Annotated in this window: 21 protein-coding genes; 4 read left to right on the forward strand and 17 right to left on the reverse strand. The window is 56.0% G+C overall.

What is annotated here, in order from left to right:
* Positions 1 to 20: 20 nt before the first annotated feature.
* The 17 genes from atpD to rpmH form a co-directional block, all read right to left on the reverse strand.
* Positions 21 to 1,400, reverse strand: coding sequence for a F0F1 ATP synthase subunit beta (gene atpD / locus FFH21_RS28145; protein WP_011169939.1), 1,380 nt, complete (start codon positions 1,398 to 1,400; stop codon positions 21 to 23).
* Positions 1,401 to 1,427: 27 nt separating this feature from the next.
* Positions 1,428 to 2,288: a F0F1 ATP synthase subunit gamma gene (atpG, locus tag FFH21_RS28150; protein WP_003367855.1), complete on the reverse strand. Its 861-nt coding sequence runs from the start codon at positions 2,286 to 2,288 to the stop codon at positions 1,428 to 1,430.
* A 50-nt stretch (positions 2,289 to 2,338) separates the two neighbouring features.
* Positions 2,339 to 3,883 (reverse strand): F0F1 ATP synthase subunit alpha, encoded by a 1,545-nt coding sequence (gene atpA, locus FFH21_RS28155; RefSeq protein ID WP_002555984.1) that lies wholly within the window; start codon positions 3,881 to 3,883, stop codon positions 2,339 to 2,341.
* A 21-nt stretch (positions 3,884 to 3,904) separates the two neighbouring features.
* The gene (locus FFH21_RS28160; protein WP_003315956.1) at positions 3,905 to 4,441 is read right to left on the reverse strand and encodes a F0F1 ATP synthase subunit delta; all 537 of its coding nucleotides are present in this window, start codon (positions 4,439 to 4,441) and stop codon (positions 3,905 to 3,907) included.
* Positions 4,442 to 4,453: 12 nt separating this feature from the next.
* On the reverse strand, positions 4,454 to 4,924 hold the full coding sequence (locus tag FFH21_RS28165) for a F0F1 ATP synthase subunit B (protein ID WP_002555986.1): 471 nt from the start codon (positions 4,922 to 4,924) through the stop codon (positions 4,454 to 4,456).
* A gap of 57 nt (positions 4,925 to 4,981) precedes the next feature.
* A complete protein-coding gene (atpE, locus tag FFH21_RS28170) occupies positions 4,982 to 5,239 on the reverse strand; it encodes a F0F1 ATP synthase subunit C (protein WP_002555987.1) in 258 nt (85 codons plus the stop codon).
* 138 nt (positions 5,240 to 5,377) lie between these two features.
* On the reverse strand, positions 5,378 to 6,247 hold the full coding sequence (atpB, locus tag FFH21_RS28175; protein WP_002555988.1) for a F0F1 ATP synthase subunit A: 870 nt from the start codon (positions 6,245 to 6,247) through the stop codon (positions 5,378 to 5,380).
* Positions 6,248 to 6,263: 16 nt separating this feature from the next.
* On the reverse strand, positions 6,264 to 6,671 hold the full coding sequence (locus FFH21_RS28180; protein WP_002555989.1) for a F0F1 ATP synthase subunit I: 408 nt from the start codon (positions 6,669 to 6,671) through the stop codon (positions 6,264 to 6,266).
* A 146-nt stretch (positions 6,672 to 6,817) separates the two neighbouring features.
* The gene (locus FFH21_RS28185) at positions 6,818 to 7,690 is read right to left on the reverse strand and encodes a ParB/RepB/Spo0J family partition protein (RefSeq protein ID WP_002555990.1); all 873 of its coding nucleotides are present in this window, start codon (positions 7,688 to 7,690) and stop codon (positions 6,818 to 6,820) included.
* A 9-nt stretch (positions 7,691 to 7,699) separates the two neighbouring features.
* On the reverse strand, positions 7,700 to 8,491 hold the full coding sequence (locus FFH21_RS28190) for a ParA family protein (protein WP_002555991.1): 792 nt from the start codon (positions 8,489 to 8,491) through the stop codon (positions 7,700 to 7,702).
* An 18-nt stretch (positions 8,492 to 8,509) separates the two neighbouring features.
* On the reverse strand, positions 8,510 to 9,154 hold the full coding sequence (gene rsmG / locus FFH21_RS28195) for a 16S rRNA (guanine(527)-N(7))-methyltransferase RsmG (protein WP_041924686.1): 645 nt from the start codon (positions 9,152 to 9,154) through the stop codon (positions 8,510 to 8,512).
* Complete coding sequence (gene mnmG, locus FFH21_RS28200) at positions 9,151 to 11,043, reverse strand: tRNA uridine-5-carboxymethylaminomethyl(34) synthesis enzyme MnmG (RefSeq protein ID WP_011169941.1); 1,893 nt, start codon at positions 11,041 to 11,043, stop codon at positions 9,151 to 9,153. The genes rsmG and mnmG overlap by 4 nt, the downstream gene beginning before the upstream one ends.
* Positions 11,044 to 11,630: 587 nt before the next feature.
* Entirely contained in the window at positions 11,631 to 13,001 is a 1,371-nt protein-coding gene (mnmE, locus tag FFH21_RS28205) for a tRNA uridine-5-carboxymethylaminomethyl(34) synthesis GTPase MnmE (protein WP_004660485.1), read from the reverse strand.
* A 78-nt stretch (positions 13,002 to 13,079) separates the two neighbouring features.
* Positions 13,080 to 14,771 (reverse strand): membrane protein insertase YidC, encoded by a 1,692-nt coding sequence (gene yidC / locus FFH21_RS28210; protein WP_011169942.1) that lies wholly within the window; start codon positions 14,769 to 14,771, stop codon positions 13,080 to 13,082.
* Positions 14,772 to 14,773: 2 nt separating this feature from the next.
* Positions 14,774 to 15,019 carry a membrane protein insertion efficiency factor YidD gene (gene yidD / locus FFH21_RS28215; RefSeq protein ID WP_002551313.1) on the reverse strand — a complete coding sequence of 82 codons (246 nt, stop codon included), beginning with the start codon at positions 15,017 to 15,019 and terminating at the stop codon, positions 14,774 to 14,776.
* The gene (gene rnpA, locus FFH21_RS28220; protein ID WP_011169944.1) at positions 15,012 to 15,413 is read right to left on the reverse strand and encodes a ribonuclease P protein component; all 402 of its coding nucleotides are present in this window, start codon (positions 15,411 to 15,413) and stop codon (positions 15,012 to 15,014) included. The genes yidD and rnpA overlap by 8 nt, the downstream gene beginning before the upstream one ends.
* 16 nt (positions 15,414 to 15,429) lie before the next feature.
* On the reverse strand, positions 15,430 to 15,564 hold the full coding sequence (rpmH, locus tag FFH21_RS28225; protein WP_002551315.1) for a 50S ribosomal protein L34: 135 nt from the start codon (positions 15,562 to 15,564) through the stop codon (positions 15,430 to 15,432).
* Positions 15,565 to 16,147: 583 nt separating this feature from the next.
* On the opposite strand from rpmH, the gene dnaA reads away from it, so the two are divergent.
* From dnaA to gyrB, 4 genes are read left to right on the forward strand one after another with little or no spacing between them, the layout of a single operon-like run.
* Positions 16,148 to 17,683 carry a chromosomal replication initiator protein DnaA gene (gene dnaA / locus FFH21_RS28230; RefSeq protein ID WP_004666651.1) on the forward strand — a complete coding sequence of 512 codons (1,536 nt, stop codon included), beginning with the start codon at positions 16,148 to 16,150 and terminating at the stop codon, positions 17,681 to 17,683.
* Between the two features lie 38 nt (positions 17,684 to 17,721).
* Entirely contained in the window at positions 17,722 to 18,825 is a 1,104-nt protein-coding gene (gene dnaN / locus FFH21_RS28235; RefSeq protein ID WP_003367826.1) for a DNA polymerase III subunit beta, read from the forward strand.
* Positions 18,826 to 18,847: 22 nt separating this feature from the next.
* Complete coding sequence (recF, locus tag FFH21_RS28240; RefSeq protein WP_011167281.1) at positions 18,848 to 19,951, forward strand: DNA replication/repair protein RecF; 1,104 nt, start codon at positions 18,848 to 18,850, stop codon at positions 19,949 to 19,951.
* A gap of 4 nt (positions 19,952 to 19,955) precedes the next feature.
* The gene (gene gyrB, locus FFH21_RS28245) at positions 19,956 to 22,373 is read left to right on the forward strand and encodes a DNA topoisomerase (ATP-hydrolyzing) subunit B (RefSeq protein ID WP_004660471.1); all 2,418 of its coding nucleotides are present in this window, start codon (positions 19,956 to 19,958) and stop codon (positions 22,371 to 22,373) included.
* Positions 22,374 to 22,605 lie beyond the last annotated feature (232 nt).

Raw genomic sequence — 22,605 nt, forward strand, 5'->3', positions numbered from 1 at the left:
CCCGTTTCCGGGCGCCGGGATTACAGTTTCTTGGCTTTCTCGATCGCTTCTTCGATGCCGCCGACCATGTAGAACGCTTGTTCTGGCAGGTGGTCGTAGTCACCGTTGAGGATGCCTTTGAAGCCAGCAATGGTGTCTTTCAGGGAAACGTATTTACCCGAAGCACCGGTGAAGACTTCTGCCACGAAGAAAGGCTGGGACAGGAAGCGCTGGATTTTACGAGCACGGTTAACCAACTGTTTGTCGGTCTCCGACAGCTCGTCCATACCCAGAATCGCGATGATGTCTTTCAGCTCTTTGTAACGCTGCAACACATACTGAACGCCGCGAGCGGTGTCGTAGTGTTCCTGACCAATGACGTTCGGGTCCAGCTGGCGCGAAGTCGAGTCCAGTGGATCTACCGCAGGGTAGATACCCAGGGAAGCGATATCACGGGACAGTACGACGGTGGCGTCCAAGTGGGCAAACGTGGTCGCAGGCGACGGGTCAGTCAAGTCGTCCGCTGGTACGTATACGGCCTGGATCGAGGTGATCGAACCATTCTTGGTGGAAGTGATGCGCTCTTGCAGAGTGCCCATCTCTTCAGCCAGGGTCGGCTGGTAACCTACTGCGGAAGGCATACGGCCCAGCAGTGCGGATACTTCGGTACCGGCCAGGGTGTAACGATAGATGTTGTCGACGAACAGCAGAACGTCGTTACCTTCGTCACGGAACTTCTCGGCCATGGTCAGGCCGGTCAGTGCTACGCGCAGACGGTTACCCGGCGGCTCGTTCATCTGACCGTAAACCAGTGCCACTTTGTCCAGAACGTTGGAATCCTTCATCTCGTGGTAGAAGTCGTTACCCTCACGAGTACGCTCACCCACACCGGCGAACACGGAATAACCGCTGTGCTCGATGGCGATGTTACGGATCAGTTCCATCATGTTTACGGTCTTGCCGACACCGGCACCACCGAACAGACCAACTTTACCGCCTTTGGTGAACGGGCAAACCAGGTCGATAACCTTGATGCCGGTTTCCAGAAGGTCGTTGCCGCCAGCCTGCTCAGCGAAGGACGGTGCAGGACGGTGAATGCCCCAGCGCTCTTCGGTGGCAATCGGGCCTGCTTCGTCGATCGGGTTGCCCAGCACGTCCATGATCCGGCCCAGAGTCGCTTTACCGACCGGTACGGAGATGGCTGCGCCAGAGTCTGTTACTTCCAGACCACGCTTCAAGCCCTCGGTGGAGCCCATCGCAATGGTACGAACCACACCGTCGCCCAGCTGCTGCTGAACTTCCAGGGTGGTTCCTGCCGCGCTTTGAACTTCCAGCGCGTTGTAGATACTCGGTACGCTATCGCGTGGGAATTCCACGTCGATCACGGCGCCGATGATTTGAACGATACGTCCGCTACTCATTAGCTGGTTCCTCTAATATTTGAACCGTTAAACCGCGGCAGCGCCGCCGACGATTTCCGAGATCTCTTGGGTGATCGCTGCCTGACGCGCCTTGTTGTAGATCAGCTGCAAATCGCTGATCAAATCACCGGCGTTGTCTGTGGCGTTCTTCATCGCGATCATCCGCGCTGCTTGTTCAGCTGCGTTGTTCTCGACCACCGCCTGGTACACCTGCGATTCCACGTAGCGAACCATAAGGCCGTCTAGCAGCTCTTTGGCATCGGGTTCGTAGAGATAGTCCCAGTGGTGCTTGAGCCCTTGATCCGGGGTTGCCACCAGCGGAATCAATTGCTCCACTGTTGGTTGCTGGGTCATGGTGTTGATGAACTTGTTGGATACCACGGACAGGCGATCAATACGGCCATCCAGGTAGGCATCCAGCATCACCTTGACGCTGCCGATCAAGTCGTTGATCGACGGCTCTTCGCCCAGGTGGCTGATCGCAGCGACGACGTTACCGCCGAAGTTGCGGAAAAATGCCGCACCTTTGCTGCCGACCACGCACAGATCGATCTCTACACCGTTTTCACGGTTCACCGCCATGTCCTTGACCAGAGTCTTGAACAGGTTGGTATTCAATCCACCACACAGACCACGGTCACTGCTCACTACGACATAACCGACCCGCTTCACAGGGCGCTCGATCATGAACGGGTGGCGGTACTCCGGGTTGGCGTTTGCCAGATGACCAATCACCTGACGAATGCGCTCCGCGTAAGGACGGCTAGCAGCCATGCGCATTTGAGCCTTGCGCATTTTGCTGACCGCCACTTTTTCCATGGCGCTGGTGATCTTTTGCGTGCTTTTGATGCTCGCAATCTTACTGCGAATCTCTTTTGCGCCTGCCATGTAACACCTATCAGGTTAGCAAGCGGGAGCCTTGCGGCCCCCGCTGCGGCTTACCAGGTTTGGGTGGCCTTGAACTTCTCGATGCCGGCTTTCATGCCAGAATCGATTTCGTCATTGAAGTCACCCTTCACGTTGATCTTCGCCATCAAATCGGCGTGATCGCGGTTGAAGTAAGCAATCAGCGCTTGTTCAAAGCTGCCAATCTTGGCGATTTCGACGTCAGTCAGGAACCCACGCTCAGCGGCATACAGCGACAGCGCCATGTCAGCGATCGACATTGGTGCGTATTGCTTCTGCTTCATCAGCTCGGTAACGCGCTGACCATGCTCAAGTTGCTTGCGGGTCGCCTCGTCCAGGTCAGAAGCAAACTGGGCGAATGCCGCCAGTTCACGGTACTGAGCCAGAGCGGTACGGATACCACCGGAAAGCTTCTTGATGATCTTGGTCTGAGCGGCACCACCCACACGGGATACCGAAACACCGGCGTTCACAGCCGGACGGATGCCGGAGTTGAACATGGCCGATTCCAGGAAGATCTGACCGTCGGTGATGGAAATCACGTTGGTCGGAACGAACGCGGAAACGTCGCCAGCCTGGGTTTCGATGATCGGCAGTGCGGTCAGCGAGCCGGTTTTGCCGGTCACTGCGCCATTGGTGAACTTCTCTACGTACTCTTCGGAAACACGCGATGCGCGCTCCAGCAGACGGGAGTGGAGATAGAACACGTCGCCTGGGTAAGCTTCACGGCCTGGTGGACGGCGCAGCAGCAGGGAAATCTGGCGGTAAGCCACTGCTTGCTTGGACAGATCGTCATAAACGATCAGCGCGTCTTCACCGCGGTCGCGGAAGAACTCGCCCATGGTGCAACCCGAGTACGGTGCAAGGAATTGCAGCGCAGCGGATTCGGAAGCACTTGCAGCCACGACGATGGTGTTAGCCAGTGCGCCGTTTTCTTCGAGCTTGCGAACAACGTTGGCGATGGTCGATTGCTTCTGACCGATTGCTACGTAGACGCAGAAGATGCCGCTGTTCTTCTGATTGATGATTGCGTCGATGGCCAGAGCGGTTTTACCGATCTGACGGTCACCGATGATCAGCTCACGCTGGCCACGCCCGACAGGAATCATGGCATCGACAGCCTTGTAGCCAGTCTGTACAGGCTGGTCTACCGACTTACGCCAGATCACGCCTGGAGCAACTTTCTCGACCGCATCGGTCTCGGTGTTGTTCAGCGGACCTTTGCCGTCAACTGGGTTACCCAGTGCATCGACAACGCGACCCAGCAGTTCCTTACCAACCGGAACTTCGAGGATGCGGCCAGTGCACTTGGCACTCATGCCTTCAGCCAGAGTCGTGTAAGCGCCCAGTACAACGGCACCCACGGAGTCTTGCTCAAGGTTCAGCGCCATACCGTAGACGCCGCCCGGAAACTCGATCATCTCGCCGTACATTACGTCGGCCAGACCGTGAATCCGCACGATACCGTCAGACACGCTGACGACTGTGCCTTCGTTACGGGCTTGGGAGGTTACATCGAGCTTGTCGATGCGACCCTTGATGATTTCACTTATTTCGGAAGGATTGAGTTGCTGCATTGCTCTGCTGCCCCTTCAAACTCAAGATTTCAATGCTTCGGCTAGTTTCGCGATCTTGCCACGAACTGAGCCATCGATAACCAGGTCGCCGGCGCGGATTACGACACCCCCTATGAGAGAGGCATCCTCCGCAGCATGCAGGCGCACTTCCCGGCCGAGCCGTGCACTGAGAACCTTGGCGAGTTTGTCTTGCTGTTCTTGGTTCAATGCGAAAGCACTGGTGACATCCACATCGACCGATTTTTCCTGCTCGGCCTTGTACAGGTCGAACAGTTCGGCGATCTCCGGCAGAAGCGGGAGGCGGTCGTTTTCAGCAACGACGTGAATGAAATTCTGTGCCTTGGCATCGAACTTTTCGCCACACACTTCAATAAAAGTGGTGGCCTTTTGTGCGCTCGTCAGTCGCGGGGCCTTGAGCATGCGCTGCATGGTGTCGTCTTGCGACACCGCAGCAGCCAGGCCGAGCATGGCTGACCAATTGGCCAGCTGCTGGTGGGCCTGCGCGTGCTCGAAGGCCGCCTTCGCGTAAGGTCGGGCCAACGTGGTCAGTTCTGCCATGATCGCCCTCGCTTAAATTTCAGCAGCCAGTTTGTTAACCAGCTCCGCGTGCGCGTTTTGATCGATTGTGGCACCCAGAATCTTCTCTGCGCCATTGACTGCCAGGCTGCCCAACTGGGCGCGCAAGGCGTCTTTGACACCGTTCAGTTCCTGCTCGATCTCGGCCTGAGCCTGGGCCTTCACACGGTCAGCTTCAACGCGTGCCGTTTCACGGGCTTCGTCGACGATCTGAGTACCGCGTTTCTTGGCTTGCTCAATGATTTCAGCTGCTTGAGCCTTAGCTTCGCGCAGTTGTTGACCCGCTTTCTCTTGGGCCAGCTCCAGGTCGCGAGCTGCTCGGGAAGCAGCGTCCAGTCCATCCGCGATCTTCTTCTGACGTTCGTGCAAAGCCGCGATGACCGGAGGCCACACGAACTTCATGCAGAAAATCACAAAAATGAAGAACGCAACGGACTGGCCAATCAGGGTTGCATTAATGTTCACGCCAACACCTCGCTCGTTCGTTGTCCATCACACCAATCAACTCGAAAATTCGAGTGATCAGCCAGCGAGTTGACCAACGAAGGGGTTCGCAAAGGTGAAGAACAGAGCGATACCAACACCGATCATGGTCACGGCGTCGAGCAGGCCCGCAACGATGAACATTTTAACTTGCAGCATTGGAACCATTTCCGGCTGACGCGCAGCGCCTTCCAGGAATTTGCCGCCCAACAGGCCGAAACCGATTGCAGTACCCAGTGCGCCCAGGCCGATCAACAGTGCAACAGCGATAGCGGTTAGACCAACTACAGTTTCCATCTTTCCTCCCGACTTTTACGTCGTATTGGTTAGGTTTTTTTAATTGAAGCGGTAAAACAAAATCGTTTCTACATCAGCCCTTGCGGGCACCGTCCCGCCGATGGCGAGACGGTCATCAGACACGTCCTGAGACGAATCTCAATGGTTATCTTCGTGAGCCATCGACAGGTAGACGATGGTCAGCATCATGAAGATGAACGCTTGCAGGGTGATGATCAGGATGTGGAAAACAGCCCACGCCCACTGCAGCACTACACCCAGACCGCTGAGCCACAACAGACCGCTGCCGAACATCACGGCGATCAGAATGAAGACCAGCTCGCCAGCATACATGTTGCCGAACAGACGCAGAGCCAGAGAAATAGGCTTGGCGATCAGCGTCACGAATTCCAGCAGGAAGTTGACCGGGATCAACAGCGCCTGAACGAACAGGTTCTTGCTGCCGAACGGGTGAAGGGTCAGTTCGCCGATGAAACCGCCGATGCCCTTGACCTTGATGCTGTAGAAAATGATCAGTGCGAACACAGACAGGGCCATGCCCAGCGTGGCGTTCGGGTCAGTAGTCGGAACGGCACGGAACGGAATGTGCTCGTCGCCCGAAATCAGCATCGCCAGCTGCGGAATCCAGTCCACCGGTACCAGGTCGACCGCGTTCATCAGGAAAACCCAGACGAAAATGGTCAGCGCCAGTGGTGCGATAACCGCGCTGCGGCCGTGGAAGCTGTCTTTCACGCTGCCGTCGACGAAATCGACCAGAACTTCGACGAAGTTCTGCAGTGCGCCAGGCTGACCGGAAGTTGCCTTCTTGGCCGCCATGCGGAAGATCAGAACGAAAATCAGACCCAACGCAACCGACCAGCCGAGGGTATCGACGTGGAAGGCCCAGAAACCCATTTCCTTGGCTTCTGCTGCGGTGTGGGCAAAGCCCCATTCGCCATTGGGCAGGTGCCCGAATGTAAGGTTCTGCAAGTGGTGCTGGATATAGCCCGAAGCTGTTTGCTCTGCCATGGTTGCCTCAAACGCCCTAAGGTCTCGAAAGTCTTGTTCTCGTAAGCAGGGGAGCGAACCAGTTGACCACCTGGATCAACATGAACACACCGAATACCGCCAGCGGTGCCAGTGGCTTCACACCTGCGAACGTCAATGCAAAAAGCACTGCCGTGAAAATCAGTTTGCCTGCCTCGCCGGCGTAGAACGACCGCACGATGGCTTGCGCTGCTCTGGCCCCGGAAAACCGGAATGCCTTGTGAGCAAAGTATAAATTGGGTAGCCAGGCTATCAGGCCTCCACAGAGTCCCGAATATCCTGCAACGACTCCTTGCCACTGCCATAGCACCAATGCGGCCATGAGCAGCACGATCAATTGAGCCAGCAATAGCGGAAAAACCGCCAGGCGATAGAACGGCAAGCGGTCTGGCATGCGGGATTCCATCGCAACTGCTCCTTCGATGTCGGTCGCCATAATCAATAACTTGGCATAATTTGTGCCGACAAAATGCGCGCAGAGTATAGGGGCGGTTCAGCCCCTATTCAACAGTCGGGTAGTGATTTCCGACTATACGCTACAGAGCAATTGTTTCAGCGGATGTGAGCGAGCACTCCTTGCAGCTCATCCAGCGAGTTGTATCGGATGACCAATTGGCCTTTGCCCTTCTGTCCGTGGCGAATCTGCACCGCAGAGCCTAAACGCTCGGCCAGACGCTGTTCGAGGCGGCTGATATCAGGGTCGGCCTTGACTGGTTCGGCAGCCTCCGGCTTACCGCTCAGCCACTGCCTGACCAGTGCTTCAGTCTGGCGCACGGTAAGCCCGCGTGCGACAACATGTCGCGCACCTTCGACCTGCCGATCTTCGCTCAGACCGAGCAAGGCGCGTGCATGCCCCATTTCCAGGTCGCCGTGGGACAGCATGGTCTTGATGGCTTCAGGCAAGGCAATCAGGCGCAACAGGTTGGCCACACTGACACGCGACTTGCCGACGGCATCCGCCACCTGCTGCTGGGTCAGTTGAAACTCCTGCTGCAGGCGCTGTAGCGCCATGGCCTCCTCGATAGGGTTGAGGTCTTCGCGCTGAATGTTCTCGATCAACGCCATCGCAATCGCGGTCTCGTCCGGAACATCACGGACCATCGCCGGGATTGTCTCGACACCTGCCTGCTGGCTGGCACGCCAACGGCGTTCACCGGCGATGATTTCAAAGCGGTTGTCGCCGATAGGCCGAATCACGATCGGCTGCATCACACCCTGTGACTTGATCGACTGCGCCAGTTCTTCGAGCGCCTGAGGATCCATGTCGCGGCGCGGCTGATACTTGCCGCGCTGGATAAGGTCCAGCGGCACATGCTGCAACTCACTTGGCGGAGCCTTGACGGCCTGCTCTTCCAGCGAACTGACGGTTGGACTGCTCAGAAGTGCGTCCAACCCACGTCCGAGACCTCGTTTCTTGACGGCCATGGGAATTCCTTAGGTTGGCTGAGCGGTTTTTGCGCCGCGACGTTGACGACGAACCAGTTCACTTGCCAGGGCCAGATAGGCCAGCGCACCGCGAGACGATTTATCATACGCCAGCACCGGCATGCCGAAACTCGGCGCCTCGGCCAGCCTGATGTTCCTCGGGATCACCGTATCGTACAACTGCTCGCCAAAGTGTTCCTTGAGCTGTGCCGAAACATCGTTGATCAGGCTCAGACGCGGGTCATACATGGTGCGCAGCAAACCTTCGATTTTCAGCTGCGGATTGAGCAGTTCAGCGATGCGCTTGATGTTATCCACAAGGTCGCTGAGACCCTCGAGCGCGAAATACTCGCACTGCATGGGGATAATTACCCCGTCTGCCGCAACCAGCGCGTTCAGGGTCAGCATCGACAACGAAGGTGGGCAGTCGATCAGAATGTAATCGTAATTTTCGCGGATCGGCGCCAGCGCATTGCGCAGACGACTCTCTTTCATCTGCATTTCCAGCAGAACCACTTCACCCGCCGTCAGATCACGGTTGGCCGGAAGCAGTTGATACCCGCCGTGTTCGGAAAACTGCATGGCCTCGCCCAGATCGCATTCGCCGATCAACAGGTCATAGACCGAGTTTTCCAGATTATGTTTATCCACACCGCTGCCCATGGTCGCATTGCCCTGGGGATCGAGATCGATCAACAGCACACGGCGTTTGGTCGCGACCAGCGACGCAGCGAGGTTGATGCATGTGGTGGTCTTGCCGACCCCACCTTTCTGGTTCGCTATCGCGAATACCTTAGCCATTCTTGCTTGTGTTCCCCGTCATGCCGTGCGGCGCAGTATCAGCAGATGGCGTTGGCCTTGGCAACCCGGAACGGTCAAGGCGTGTGCGCTATCGAGGTGAAAATCCGAGGGCAATGCTACCAGCTCATCATCAGGATGCAGCCCTTTCATTGCCAGCCAGCGTGTATTGACGTCGCCCATGTGACGCGTCCAGCCGGTGAAGTCTTCCAGGCTGCTGAATGCACGGGAGATGATCCCGTCGAAAGGCACTTCGGGCTGATAACTTTCTGCACGGCTGTGGATAACTTCAAGATTGTCCAGTTTCAGCTCCAGTTTGACCTGGGTCTGAAACCGGGTTTTCTTGCCATTGCTGTCCAGCAGCGCCACTTTGCCCTCCGGAAACAGGATGGCCATGGGAATGCCGGGCATCCCACCGCCGCTGCCAACGTCGATCCAGCGCGTACCTTCGATGAAGGGCACCACACTGAGACTGTCGAGCAGATGCCTCGATACCATTTCGTCCGGGTTGCGTACCGCAGTCAGGTTGTAGGCCTTGTTCCACTTGATCAACAACGCCAGATACGCCAGCAATTGCTCGTGCTGCGCCGGACTGAGGTCGATCCCCAATTCCCGGGCACCGGTGGATAACTCTTGGGCGTGTTGCGGGGTGACCATAGAACTCAAGCGCTTTGCTCCAACTGACGGCCCGCGCCGCGTTTTTTCAAATGGATCATCAACAGCGAAATAGCCGCCGGCGTAACGCCAGGAATGCGTGAAGCCTGTCCGAGTGTTTCTGGCCGAGTTATCCCCAGCTTGCTCTGGATTTCTTTCGACAGGCCGGATATCGCGGCGTAATCGATGTCTTCCGGCAGACGCGTGTCTTCACTGGCGCGCAGACGGGCGATTTCGTCCTGCTGGCGGTCAATGTAACCGGAGTATTTTGTCTTGATCTCGACCTGCTCGGCTACCTGAGGGTCAGTGCAGCCCTGCCCGGTAATGGCAATCAGACTGGCATAGTCGATTTCCGGACGGGTCAGCAGGTTGAGCAGATTGTATTCGTGGGTCAGTGGCGTGCCAAAGTGCTCTGCAATCGCATCGCCCTGCGCGGTACCCGGGCGCACCCAGGTACTTTTCAAGCGCTGTTCTTCCAGCTCGATGCTTTCGCGTTTGGTGCAGAACGCAGCCCAGCGGGCATCGTCGACCAGACCCAGTTCGCGGCCTTTTTCGGTGAGTCGCAGGTCCGCGTTGTCTTCACGCAGGATCAACCGGTATTCGGCCCTAGACGTGAACATCCGGTAAGGCTCTTGCGTACCAAGCGTTATCAGGTCATCGACCAGAACCCCGATATACGCTTCATCCCGACGCGGGCACCAGCTGTCGCGACCTTGAGCGCGCAGTGCAGCATTGGTCCCGGCCAGCAAACCCTGGGCACCGGCCTCTTCGTAACCGGTCGTGCCGTTGATCTGGCCTGCGAAGAACAAACCACCGATGACCTTGGTTTCCAGGCTGTATTTCAGATCACGCGGGTCGAAATAATCGTATTCGATGGCGTAACCAGGACGAACGATGTGTGCATTCTCCATGCCGCGAATCGACTGGACGATCTGCAGTTGCACGTCAAATGGCAACGACGTGGAGATACCGTTCGGGTACAGCTCGTGCGTGGTCAATCCTTCCGGCTCGATGAAGACCTGATGGCTTTCCTTGTCGGCAAACCGGTGGATCTTGTCTTCGATCGACGGGCAGTAACGCGGACCAATACCTTCGATCACGCCCGAATACATCGGCGAGCGATCGAGGTTGGACGCAATGATTTCGTGAGTCCGCGCGTTGGTGTGCGTAATCCAGCAACTGACCTGCGGCGGATGCTGTTCCTTGTTGCCCAGGAACGACATGACCGGAATCGGTGTGTCACCTGGTTGCTCGGTCATCACCGAAAAATCCACAGAACGTCCGTCAATCCGTGGCGGGGTCCCGGTTTTCAGGCGGCCGACGCGCAGCGGCAGTTCACGCAGTCTTTGCGCCAGTGCGATCGAAGGAGGATCACCTGCCCGACCGCCCGAATAATTTTGCATACCGATGTGGATAAGTCCGCCAAGGAACGTACCTGTGGTCAACACCACTGAATCGGCAAATATGCGCATACCCATCTGGGTCACGACGCCGCGCACTTGATCCTGTTCAACGATCAGGTCATCGCAGGCTTGCTGAAATATCCACAGGTTCGGCTGATTTTCCAGGGTTTCGCGGATGGCTGCCTTGTACAGCACGCGATCTGCCTGAGCACGAGTAGCCCGTACAGCCGGGCCCTTGCGACTGTTCAGCACACGGAACTGGATGCCACCCTTGTCAGTAGCCATGGCCATCGCACCGCCAAGGGCGTCAATTTCCTTGACCAGGTGACTTTTGCCAATGCCACCGATGGCCGGGTTGCAGCTCATCTGGCCGAGCGTTTCCACGTTGTGCGTCAGCAGCAGGGTTTTGACACCCATGCGCGCCGACGCCAGTGCGGCCTCGGTACCGGCATGACCGCCACCGATGACGATCACTTCAAAACGGGAAGGGAAATCCACCACGCACCTCGTGCCTGTTGTCGATGAGAAATTGGGATAGCTGACAAGTATAGGGACTTACCCCACCTGAATGAAACCCGTTGGACAAAATTTAACCAGCTATGGAAAACTCACGAATAAAGAAAATAAAAAGGAAAGAAAGTTTATAAAGCCTTGTTTTTATGTTTATTCTTACTGAGCATGATTTCTGTGGATATATCTCTACAAGCCTTTATATTCAATATGTACAGAGAATCAAAAGTCTGTGTTCATGTAGGGATGAGGGGTTTGGATAACTGACTTGAGCCTGTTGATAAGATAGCCACTTGTCCACAGGGCAGTTTATCTTCAGGTTTGCACCCTGCTTACCCACCGAGCTGAAGGGCAGTTATTCACAGGGCTTAATCCGCATAAAAACGCCCAGTCAGCAAAAATCAGGCGCAGAAAATCGCTTCGCCGAGGATTTTTGTTCGGCAAATTCAGCATGTGGGGAGCGGTAGTGGGGAAATGGCAGACCGTGTGGATAACGACGCGGCTAAAAAGCGTCTTGTGATGCCTGAAAAGGCATGACCCCGGTGCGGGTCACGCCTGACTTCATTCAGCGGTAGTCACTTGCCAATGCAGAAGCTGGAGAAGATTCTGCCAAGCAAGTCGTCGGAGCTGAATGCGCCGGTAATCTCGCCAAGCGCTTGTTGTGCCTGACGGAGGTCTTCGGCCAGTAGCTCTCCAGCACCTGCCAGGGTGAGTTGAGCCCTGCCGTGCTCCAGCGAGTCGCTGGCATGGCGCAGTGCCTCAAGGTGGCGTCGACGTGCGCTAAAGCTGCTCTCCGAGGTTTGCTCATAGCCCATGCAGGCCTTGAGGTGCTCACGCAGCAGTTCAAGCCCCGCGCCCCCTGACCTGGCGCTCAGGCTGATAGTGACGTGGCCATCTACGCTGGTTTGCAGATCGATGGGGTCTCCACTCAAATCTGCCTTGTTGCGGATCAGCGTGACTTTCGCCGGATCCGGACGTTGCTCAAGGAACTCCGGCCACAGAGCAAACGGGTCGGCAGCCTCGGGTGCCGTTGCATCCACAACCAGCAGAATCCGGTCAGCTTCACCGATGGCCTTGAGTGCGCGCTGCACGCCGATCATTTCTACCTGATCCTGGGTATCACGCAGGCCTGCTGTGTCTACGACATGCAACGGCATCCCGTCGATGTGGATATGTTCACGCAACACATCGCGCGTAGTGCCGGCGATCTCGGTGACGATGGCCGCTTCTCTGCCCGCCAGAGCATTCAGCAAGCTGGATTTGCCTGCATTGGGACGCCCGGCAATCACAACGGTCATCCCGTCGCGTAACAGGGCACCCTGCCCCGCTTCACGCAACACTGTGGATAACTCAGCACGCACGTCATCGAGCATATTCAGGACATGGCCATCGGCAAGGAAGTCGATTTCCTCCTCGGGGAAGTCGATTGCAGCTTCCACATAGATCCGCAAGCTGATCAACTTCTCGGTCAAGTTATCCACACGCCGCGAAAAAGCGCCCTGCAACGAGCGCAGTGCATTGCGCGCTGCCTGTGCAGAACTCGCCTCGATCAGGTCGGCAATGGCTTCTGCCTGGGCAAGATCCAGCTTGTCATTGAGAAAGGCGCGCTCACTGAACTCGCCCGGACGAGCCAGTCTGCTGCCCAGTTGCAGGCAGCGCTGCAGCAGCATGTCCAGAACGATGGGACCGCCGTGGCCCTGAAGTTCCAGCACGTCCTCGCCGGTAAACGAGTTGGGTCCCGGAAAATACAGCGCGATCCCTTCATCGAGTACCTGTCCGGCATCATCGACAAAAGGTCCGTAATGGGCAAATCGTGGCTTGAGGGTCCGACCGATAATGGCTTCGGCGGCCCTGCCCGCCAGAGGACCTGACACCCTGACAATACCAACACCGCCCCGCCCTTGGGCTGTGGCAATGGCGGCAATGGTTTCACGAGGAACGTTCATGCTCCGGCTCCCGGACAAATGACGGATAGCAAAACGCCCCACGAGGGGGCGTCTTGTAGAACTTATTCACAGGTTAGATCAGGCAGCTGCTTTCTTGGTAGCCGCTTCGATCTTGCGAGTGATGTAAGCCTGCTGAGCGATCGACAGGGTGTTGTTCACAACCCAGTACAGAACCAGACCGGCAGGGAACCACAGGAAGAAGAACGTGAAAATGATTGGCATCATTTTCATGACCTTGGCCTGCATCGGGTCCGGCGGAGTCGGGTTCAGACGCTGCTGGATGAACATTGTCGCGCCCATGATGATCGGCAGGATGAAGAACGGGTCCTTGATCGACAGGTCGGTTATCCACAGGATCCAGGGAGCCTGACGCATTTCCACACTTTCCAGGAGTACCCAGTACAGCGAAAGGAAAACCGGCATCTGGACAAGAATCGGCAAGCATCCACCCAGCGGGTTGATCTTTTCTTTCTTGTACAGCTCCATCATTGCCTGGGACATCTTCTGGCGATCATCGCCATGTTGTTCCTTCAGCAGTGCAAGCTTGGGAGCCACGGCGCGCATGCGTGCCATCGACTTGTAGCTGGCTGCGGACAACGGGAAGAACAGGCCTTTGATCAGCATGGTCAGAACAATGATCGACCAGCCCCAGTTACCGAGAATGGCGTGGATATGTTGCAGCAGCCAGAAGATAGGCTGGGCAATGAACCACAGGAAACCATAATCGACGGTCAGCTCCAGACCTGGGGATAACTCTTTGAGTACCGCCTGGCTTTTTGGACCTGCATACAGGGTAGCGCTGGTTTCACCTTGTGCACCGGGTGCAACCGACAGAGTCGGGCTGGTGAAGCCGATGATGTAGTTGCCCTGGCTGTCTTTACGGGTCTGAACAGCGTTGGTGGCGTTGTGATCCGGAATCCACGCAGTCACGAAGTAGTGCTGCAGCCATGCCACCCAACCGCCCTGGACCGTTTCCTTGATCTGACCCTTGTCGATATCTTTCATCGACACTTTCTTGTACGGCTCGGCCGCAGTCCACAGGGCAGCACCCAGATAGGTGGCTGTACCGGTAGCAGTCGTCGAAGAAGGATCGGAGCTGGCGTCACGCTTCAATTGCGCGAACAGATTACCGGCCCAGGGTTGTGCGCTCTGGTTATCCACAACGTAAGTCATGACCAGATCGTACAGACCGCGCTTGAAGGTGAAGCGCTTGATGTAGTTGACGCCGTTTTCCGAGAACTTCAGATCCACGACCATCGTGTCCTGGCCGTCAGCCAGTTGATAAGTCTTTTGTGTGGAGGTGTAAACCGGACGACCGGCAGCGCGTGCATCAGGACCATTGGTCCCGGTCAGGCCGCTTTGTGCCAGAAAAGTACGCTCGCCGCCGTTGTCGAACAACTGAAACGGAACGTCAGGACGATCCTGACGACGCGGGTACAGAGGCAAACGAAGCTGAACGACGTCGCCACCCACCGGATCGATCGCCAGATCGAGCACATCGGTCTTGACGTGGATAAGGTCTTTGCTGGCTACGGCCGGAGTTTCAAGAGGTGCTGCAGCCGTATTGGCCGTAGCGCTTGCGCTTGGAACATCGGCACTTGCAGAACCATTAGTACCAGCAGCCGTATCCGGAATACCCGGTGCGGTGGTGCTGGCTGCAACATTCTGGGTCGGCATGGCAGCCTGGCCATAGTCTTGGTTCCATTTCAGAACCCCGACGTAGGTCACGATTGCCAGGGCGACGATCAGGATCGTGCGTTTAATATCCATGATTACTCGGCCATCGAAGAAGAACGGGAGGTGGGGACAGCTGGAACCGGGTCATAACCACCGGGATTCCATGGGTGACAGCGACCCAGGCGACGAATTGACAGCCAGCCACCGCGCAAAAGGCCATGATTTTCGATGGCTTCATACGCGTAGCAGGAGCAACTGGGGTAGAAACGACAGTGACTGGCCATCAGCGGGCTAATGGCATAGCGATAAAACTGGATCGGAACGAGTGCCAGTTTACGCATCTGGACTGTCTACCCCTGCAGGTTCGGATTTTTCTTCCGGAATGGGTCGGCTACGCGCCAGACGTTTCCAGAGCTTGCCGAAATACTGAATCAGTTCAGGGTTTTCTACGTCACCCAAACCTTTACGCGCGACGATAACGATATCCCAACCGACCAAACTGTCTTGGTGTTGGCGAAATGATTCGCGCATCAGGCGTTTCAAGCGATTGCGCTCGACGGAGAGCTTGACGCTCTTTTTACCTATCACCAGCCCCAGACGGGGATGATCAAGGTCGTTGTTGCGCGCAAGGAGCAGGAGATTTTTCCCCGGAACCTTGCCGGTAGGGGAGTCAAAGACTGCCTTGAAATGCCGGGGAGTCAGCAAACGCTTTTCCCGACTGAAGTCTCGACTCACCTCCTGTGCCGATTTATCAAACTGCCAGACGCTTACGGCCTTTGGCACGACGACGCGAAAGGACTGCGCGGCCGTTTTTGGTGGCCATGCGTGCACGGAAACCGTGGGTGCGGGCGCGCTTGATAGTGCTGGGTTGGAAAGTACGTTTCATGGCGTGTTACCTGGTTCGTCCACTACGGGCCGGAATGGCCCCCGTTTTAAGAGACCGGGGATTCTAGAGAAAGCAGTCCCGCAGGTCAATTTCCAACCAGCTTTTCTTCATACGCGTCTTTTATAGGTAATTTCCCGCTGGCACTCGATTTGGAGCAGTCGGGCTCGTGTCAGTTATAGAAATAAAAAGAAGAGAGTATTTAAAGCTTCTTTATAAAGCTTATAACTCTTACGTAGCCGTTTTCTGTGGATAACATCCTATAGCCCTTGTAATTCAGTATGTACAGCGAAAATAAAGGTTGTCCAGAAGCGGTGCTTTGCCTGTGCCACACGGTCGGAAAAGCTGTGCATGGAATGCGGGTTTATCCACAGGCGAGTTATGCACAGAGTTTAGCCCTGACTTATGCAATGGGCTGAAGATGGGTTATCCACAGAGCTTACGATTTGACCGTTTGTCGTGTGACCACTGCATAAATCGTTGATTTATAGCTGCCTGTGAGCAACCTACATGTGGATAAGTCGTCTGCGGATCGTTACAATGGCGGCTGTTTTTGCCTCACCGGCTTTCAACTCAGGGGATATCCGTGTCAGTGGAACTTTGGCAGCAGTGCGTGGAGCTTTTGCGCGATGAGCTGCCTGCCCAGCAATTCAACACTTGGATCCGTCCGCTACAGGTCGAAGCCGAAGGCGACGAGTTGCGTGTGTACGCACCGAATCGTTTTGTTCTCGATTGGGTCAACGAAAAATACCTCGGCCGTTTGCTGGAGCTTCTTGGCGAGCATGGCCAAGGCATGGCGCCTGCCCTTTCCTTATTAATAGGAAGCAAGCGCAGCTCTGCACCACGTGCCGCTCCGAATGCGCCATTAGCTGCCGCGGCGTCCCAGGCGCTGTCTGCCAATTCGGTCAGCAGCGTCTCATCGTCTGCACCCGCCATGGCTACTCCGGCTGCTGCTGTCGCGGTGCCTGCACCGGTTCAGAACGTTGCAGCACACGACGAGCCTTCACGCGACAGCTTCGACCCAATGGCTGGTGCCAGCTCGCAACAGGCGCCCGCTCGTGCGGAGCAACGTACCGTGCAGGTCGAAGGCGCGCTCAAGCACACCAGTTACCTGAACCGCACGTTCACTTTCGAGAATTTTGTCGAGGGTAAATCCAACCAGCTGGCACGCGCTGCAGCCTGGCAGGTTGCCGATAATCCCAAGCACGGCTATAACCCGCTGTTCCTTTATGGTGGTGTAGGTCTTGGTAAAACTCACTTGATGCATGCTGTGGGTAACCACCTGCTGAAGAAGAATCCGAACGCCAAGGTTGTCTACCTGCACTCGGAGCGCTTCGTCGCAGACATGGTCAAGGCCTTGCAGCTCAATGCAATCAACGAGTTCAAGCGCTTTTACCGTTCAGTCGATGCATTGCTGATCGATGACATTCAATTTTTTGCTCGCAAGGAACGTTCACAGGAAGAGTTTTTCCACACGTTCAACGCGCTGCTGGAGGGCGGGCAACAGGTCATTCTGACCAGCGACCGCTATCCGAAAGAAATCGAAGGCCTTGAAGAACGGCTCAAGTCGCGTTTCGGCTGGGGTCTGACAGTTGCTGTCGAGCCTCCGGAGCTGGAAACCCGCGTGGCTATCCTCATGAAGAAAGCGGATCAGGCCAAGGTCGATCTGCCTCATGACGCGGCGTTCTTCATTGCCCAGCGGATTCGCTCCAACGTTCGAGAGCTGGAGGGCGCGCTCAAGCGTGTCATCGCTCACTCGCACTTCATGGGCCGCGACATCACCATCGAACTGATTCGCGAATCGCTGAAAGATTTGCTGGCGTTGCAGGACAAGCTGGTGAGTGTGGATAACATTCAGCGTACTGTCGCCGAGTACTACAAGATCAAGATCTCCGATCTGCTGTCCAAGCGTCGTTCCCGTTCTGTTGCCCGGCCTCGCCAGGTTGCAATGGCGCTTTCCAAGGAACTCACCAACCACAGTCTTCCGGAAATCGGTGACGTATTTGGTGGTCGGGACCATACGACTGTCTTGCACGCCTGCAGAAAGATCAACGAGCTCAAGGAATCCGATGCGGATATCCGCGAGGACTACAAGAACCTGCTGCGCACTCTGACTACGTGATAACGCCAGTGCAGCTTATTAAGGCAAGGGACTAGACCATGCATTTCACCATTCAACGCGAAGCCCTGTTGAAACCCCTGCAATTGGTCGCCGGCGTGGTAGAACGCCGCCAGACCTTGCCGGTTCTTTCCAATGTGCTTCTGGTCGTCGAAGGTCAGCAACTGTCGCTGACCGGTACGGATCTGGAAGTCGAACTGGTTGGCCGCGTCCAGCTGGAAGAGCCCGCCGAACCTGGAGAAATCACGGTTCCTGCGCGCAAGCTCATGGACATTTGCAAAAGCCTTTCCAATGACGCGCTGATCGATATCAAACTCGATGACTCCAAGCTGATCGTCAAGGCAGGTCGTAGCCGTTTTACTCTGTCCACGTTGCCTGCCAATGATTTCCCGACAGTGGAAGAAGGCCCGGGCTCGCTGACCTTCAATCTGGTGCAGAGCAAGTTGCGCCGCCTGATTGAACGCACCAGCTTTGCGATGGCCCAGCAGGATGTTCGCTACTACCTCAACGGCATGCTGCTTGAAGTGAGTGCCGGTATTTTGCGCGCCGTCGCCACTGACGGTCACCGTCTGGCGATGTGCTCGATGTCTGCCGATATCGAACATGCCGATCGTCATCAGGTGATCGTCCCGCGCAAAGGTATTCTCGAGATGGCGCGCCTGCTGACTGAGCAGGACGGTATGGTCAGCATCGTTCTGGGTCAGCATCACATCCGCGCGACTACCGGCGAGTTCACTTTCACTTCCAAACTGGTCGATGGCAAATTCCCGGATTACGAGCGCGTGTTGCCCAAAGGCGGCGACAAACTGGTGCTGGGTGACCGTCAGGCATTGCGCGAAGCGTTCAGTCGCACCGCAATTCTGTCCAACGAGAAGTACCGCGGTATCCGCCTGCAATTGGCCAGTGGTCAATTGAAAATTCAGGCCAACAACCCAGAGCAGGAAGAGGCAGAGGAAGAAATCAGCGTCGAGTACAACGGCGATTCGCTGGAGATAGGTTTTAACGTGAGCTATCTGCTCGACGTGTTGGGTGTGATGACGACCGAGCAGGTACGCCTGATTCTGTCGGACTCCAATAGCAGCGCCTTGGTGCAAGAGTCGGATAACGACGATTCCGCCTACGTTGTCATGCCGATGCGTCTGTAACTTCATGTCCAGCGCAACCTAGATGTCTCTTAGTCGCGTCTCGGTCACCGGGGTGCGCAATCTGCACCCGGTGACCCTCTCCCCCTCCCCGCGTATCAATATCCTCTACGGCGCAAACGGCAGTGGCAAAACCAGTGTTCTGGAAGCCATCCACCTGCTGGGGATCGCGCGTTCGTTTCGTAGCAGTCGCCTGCTCCCTGTTATCCAGTACGTGCAGCCCTCTTGCACCGTCTTTGGACAGGTCGATCTTGCGCAAGGTGGTCACAGCAATCTCGGAGTTTCGCGCGACCGACAAGGCGAATTCCAGATTCGTATTGACGGGCAGAATGCGAGAAGTGCCGCTCAGCTTGCTGAAATATTGCCGCTGCAACTGATCAATCCGGACAGCTTCAGATTGCTGGAAGGTGCACCGAAGATACGCAGGCAGTTTTTGGACTGGGGAGTGTTCCACGTGGAACCTCGCTTTATGGTCACTTGGCAGCGCCTGCAGAAGGCCCTCAAGCAGCGAAACTCGTGGCTTCGGCATGGTACACTTGACGCCGCTTCACAGGCGGCATGGGACCGAGAGCTGTGCTATGCAAGTGACGAAATAGATGAATTCCGTCGCGCCTATATCAAGGCATTGAAGCCCGTTTTTGAACAGACTTTGAGCGAACTTGTTGAGCTTGAAGGTTTGACCCTGAGCTATTACCGAGGATGGGACAAGGAAAAAGAGCTGAGTACAGTGCTCGCCTCTTCCCTGCATCGTGATCAGCAAATGGGCCACACCCAGGCTGGACCACAACGAGCTGACCTGCGCCTTAGATTAGGCGCTCATAACGCGGCGGATATATTGTCTCGCGGTCAGCAAAAGTTGGTGGTCTGCGCATTGCGTATTGCTCAGGGACACCTGGTCAGCCAGGTCCGTCGCGGCCAGTGTATTTACCTGGTGGATGACTTGCCCTCCGAACTGGATGACAACCATCGACGCGCGCTTTGCCGCTTGCTGGAAGAATTACGCTGCCAGGTGTTTATCACCTGTGTAGATCAAGAATTTTTGAGGGAAGGCTGGCAGACGGAAACGCCAGTCGCTTTGTTCCACGTGGAACAAGGCCGTATCACCCAGACCCACGACCATCGGGAGTGATTGCATGAGCGAAAACCAAACGTACGACTCGTCCAGCATTAAGGTGCTGAAAGGACTTGATGCCGTACGCAAGCGTCCCGGAATGTACATCGGTGATACAGACGATGGCAGCGGTCTGCACCACATGGTGTTCGAGGTGGTTGATAACTCGATCGACGAAGCATTGGCAGGCCATTGCGACGACATCAGCATTATCATCCATCCAGACGAATCTATCACCGTGCGCGACAACGGCCGCGGTATTCCGGTAGACGTGCATAAAGAAGAAGGCGTGTCGGCAGCCGAGGTCATCATGACCGTGCTCCACGCTGGCGGTAAGTTCGATGACAACTCCTACAAAGTATCCGGCGGCTTGCACGGTGTAGGTGTGTCGGTTGTTAACGCCCTTTCAGAGCTTCTGCTGCTGACGGTTCGTCGTAGCGGCAAGATCTGGGAACAGACCTACGTGCATGGTGTTCCACAGGAGCCGATGAAAATCGTCGGTGAAAGTGATACCACCGGTACTCAGATCCACTTCAAGCCTTCTGCTGACACGTTCAAGAATATCCACTTCAGCTGGGACATTCTGGCCAAGCGAATTCGTGAACTGTCGTTCCTGAACTCCGGTGTTGGCATTGTCCTCAAGGACGAGCGCAGCGGCAAAGAAGAACTGTTCAAATACGAAGGCGGTCTGCGTGCCTTCGTTGAATACCTGAACACCAACAAAACGCCGGTCAACGAAGTGTTCCACTTCAACATCCAGCGTGATGATGGAATCGGTGTCGAAATTGCCCTGCAGTGGAACGACAGCTTCAACGAGAACCTGTTGTGCTTCACCAACAACATCCCACAGCGTGACGGTGGTACTCACTTGGTGGGCTTCCGTTCCGCTCTGACGCGTAACCTGAACAACTACATTGAGCAGGAAGGTCTGGCCAAGAAGCACAAGGTCGCGACCACCGGCGACGATGCGCGTGAAGGTTTGACTGCGATCATTTCGGTCAAAGTACCTGATCCGAAATTCAGCTCGCAGACTAAGGACAAACTGGTTTCGTCCGAAGTCAAAACTGCAGTGGAACAAGAGATGGGCAAGTACTTCTCCGACTTCCTGCTGGAAAACCCGAACGAAGCCAAAGCAGTTGTTGGCAAGATGATCGACGCAGCCCGTGCCCGCGAAGCAGCGCGCAAGGCTCGCGAGATGACTCGCCGCAAAGGTGCACTGGATATCGCTGGCTTGCCGGGCAAGCTTGCCGACTGCCAGGAGAAGGACCCTGCCCTCTCCGAACTGTACCTGGTGGAAGGGGACTCTGCTGGCGGATCAGCCAAGCAGGGGCGTAACCGTAGAACCCAGGCGATCCTGCCACTCAAGGGCAAGATCCTGAACGTTGAAAAAGCGCGTTTCGACAAAATGATCTCTTCCCAGGAAGTGGGCACTTTGATCACCGCGCTGGGCTGTGGCATCGGCCGTGAAGAGTACAACATCGACAAGTTGCGTTATCACAACATCATCATCATGACCGATGCTGACGTCGACGGCTCGCACATCCGTACCCTGCTGCTCACCTTCTTCTTCCGTCAGTTGCCTGAGCTGATCGAGCGTGGCTACATCTACATCGCTCAGCCACCGCTGTACAAGGTCAAGAAAGGCAAGCAGGAGCAGTACATCAAGGACGACGAGGCCATGGAAGAGTACATGACCCAATCGGCCCTCGAAGACGCCAGCCTGCACCTCAGCGAATCGGCACCGGGCATCTCTGGTACTGCGCTGGAGAAACTGGTCAATGACTTCCGCATGGTCATGAAGACTCTCAAGCGTCTGTCGCGTCTTTATCCACAGGAACTGACCGAACACTTCGTCTACCTGCCGCCGATCTCGTTGGACCAACTGTCCGACCACGAGGGCATGCAGGCCTGGCTGGCACTATTCGACGCGCGTCTGCGCACCGGCGAGAAATCGGGTCTGGTCTACAAGGCCAGCCTGCGTGAAGACCGTGAACGTAACGTCTGGCTACCAGAGGTAGAACTGATCTCTCATGGTCTGTCGAACTACGTCACCTTCAACCGTGACTTCTTCGGCAGCAATGACTACAAGACCGTTACCGCTCTGGGACTGCAGATCAGCACACTTCTGGAAGAAGGTGCCTATGTACAACGTGGCGAGCGCAAGAAGCCTGTCACCGAGTTCAAGGAAGCCCTCGCCTGGTTGATGGCCGAAAGCACCAAGCGCCACACCATCCAGCGCTACAAAGGACTGGGTGAAATGAACCCGGACCAATTGTGGGAAACCACGATGGACCCAAGTGTGCGCCGTATGCTGAAAGTGACCATCGAAGACGCCATTGGCGCTGACCAGATCTTCAACACCCTTATGGGTGATGCGGTCGAGCCACGTCGTGACTTCATCGAGAGCAATGCGCTGGCAGTGTCCAACCTGGACTTCTGATGGACATGTAGCTTCACAGAAAAGCTAGCCGTTATCCCGCCATGGTGATTTCGGCTTGATAAGGCCAACCCCAGGGTTGGCCTTTTTCATTTGAGTGTCTTTCAGGCCTATCCTGTGTCGCAACGATCTTATGGACTTGGCCACGATGAACGTTGAATGAATCTGCCGTTTATAGTGGCCAAAACAGTCGATCCGTACGTTTGCGCGGAGAACTTCAGCGCAGATGATTTCG

Origin of the sequence: Pseudomonas sp. KBS0707 (assembly GCF_005937945.2) — a bacterium.
Lineage (GTDB): Bacteria > Pseudomonadota > Gammaproteobacteria > Pseudomonadales > Pseudomonadaceae > Aquipseudomonas > Aquipseudomonas amygdali.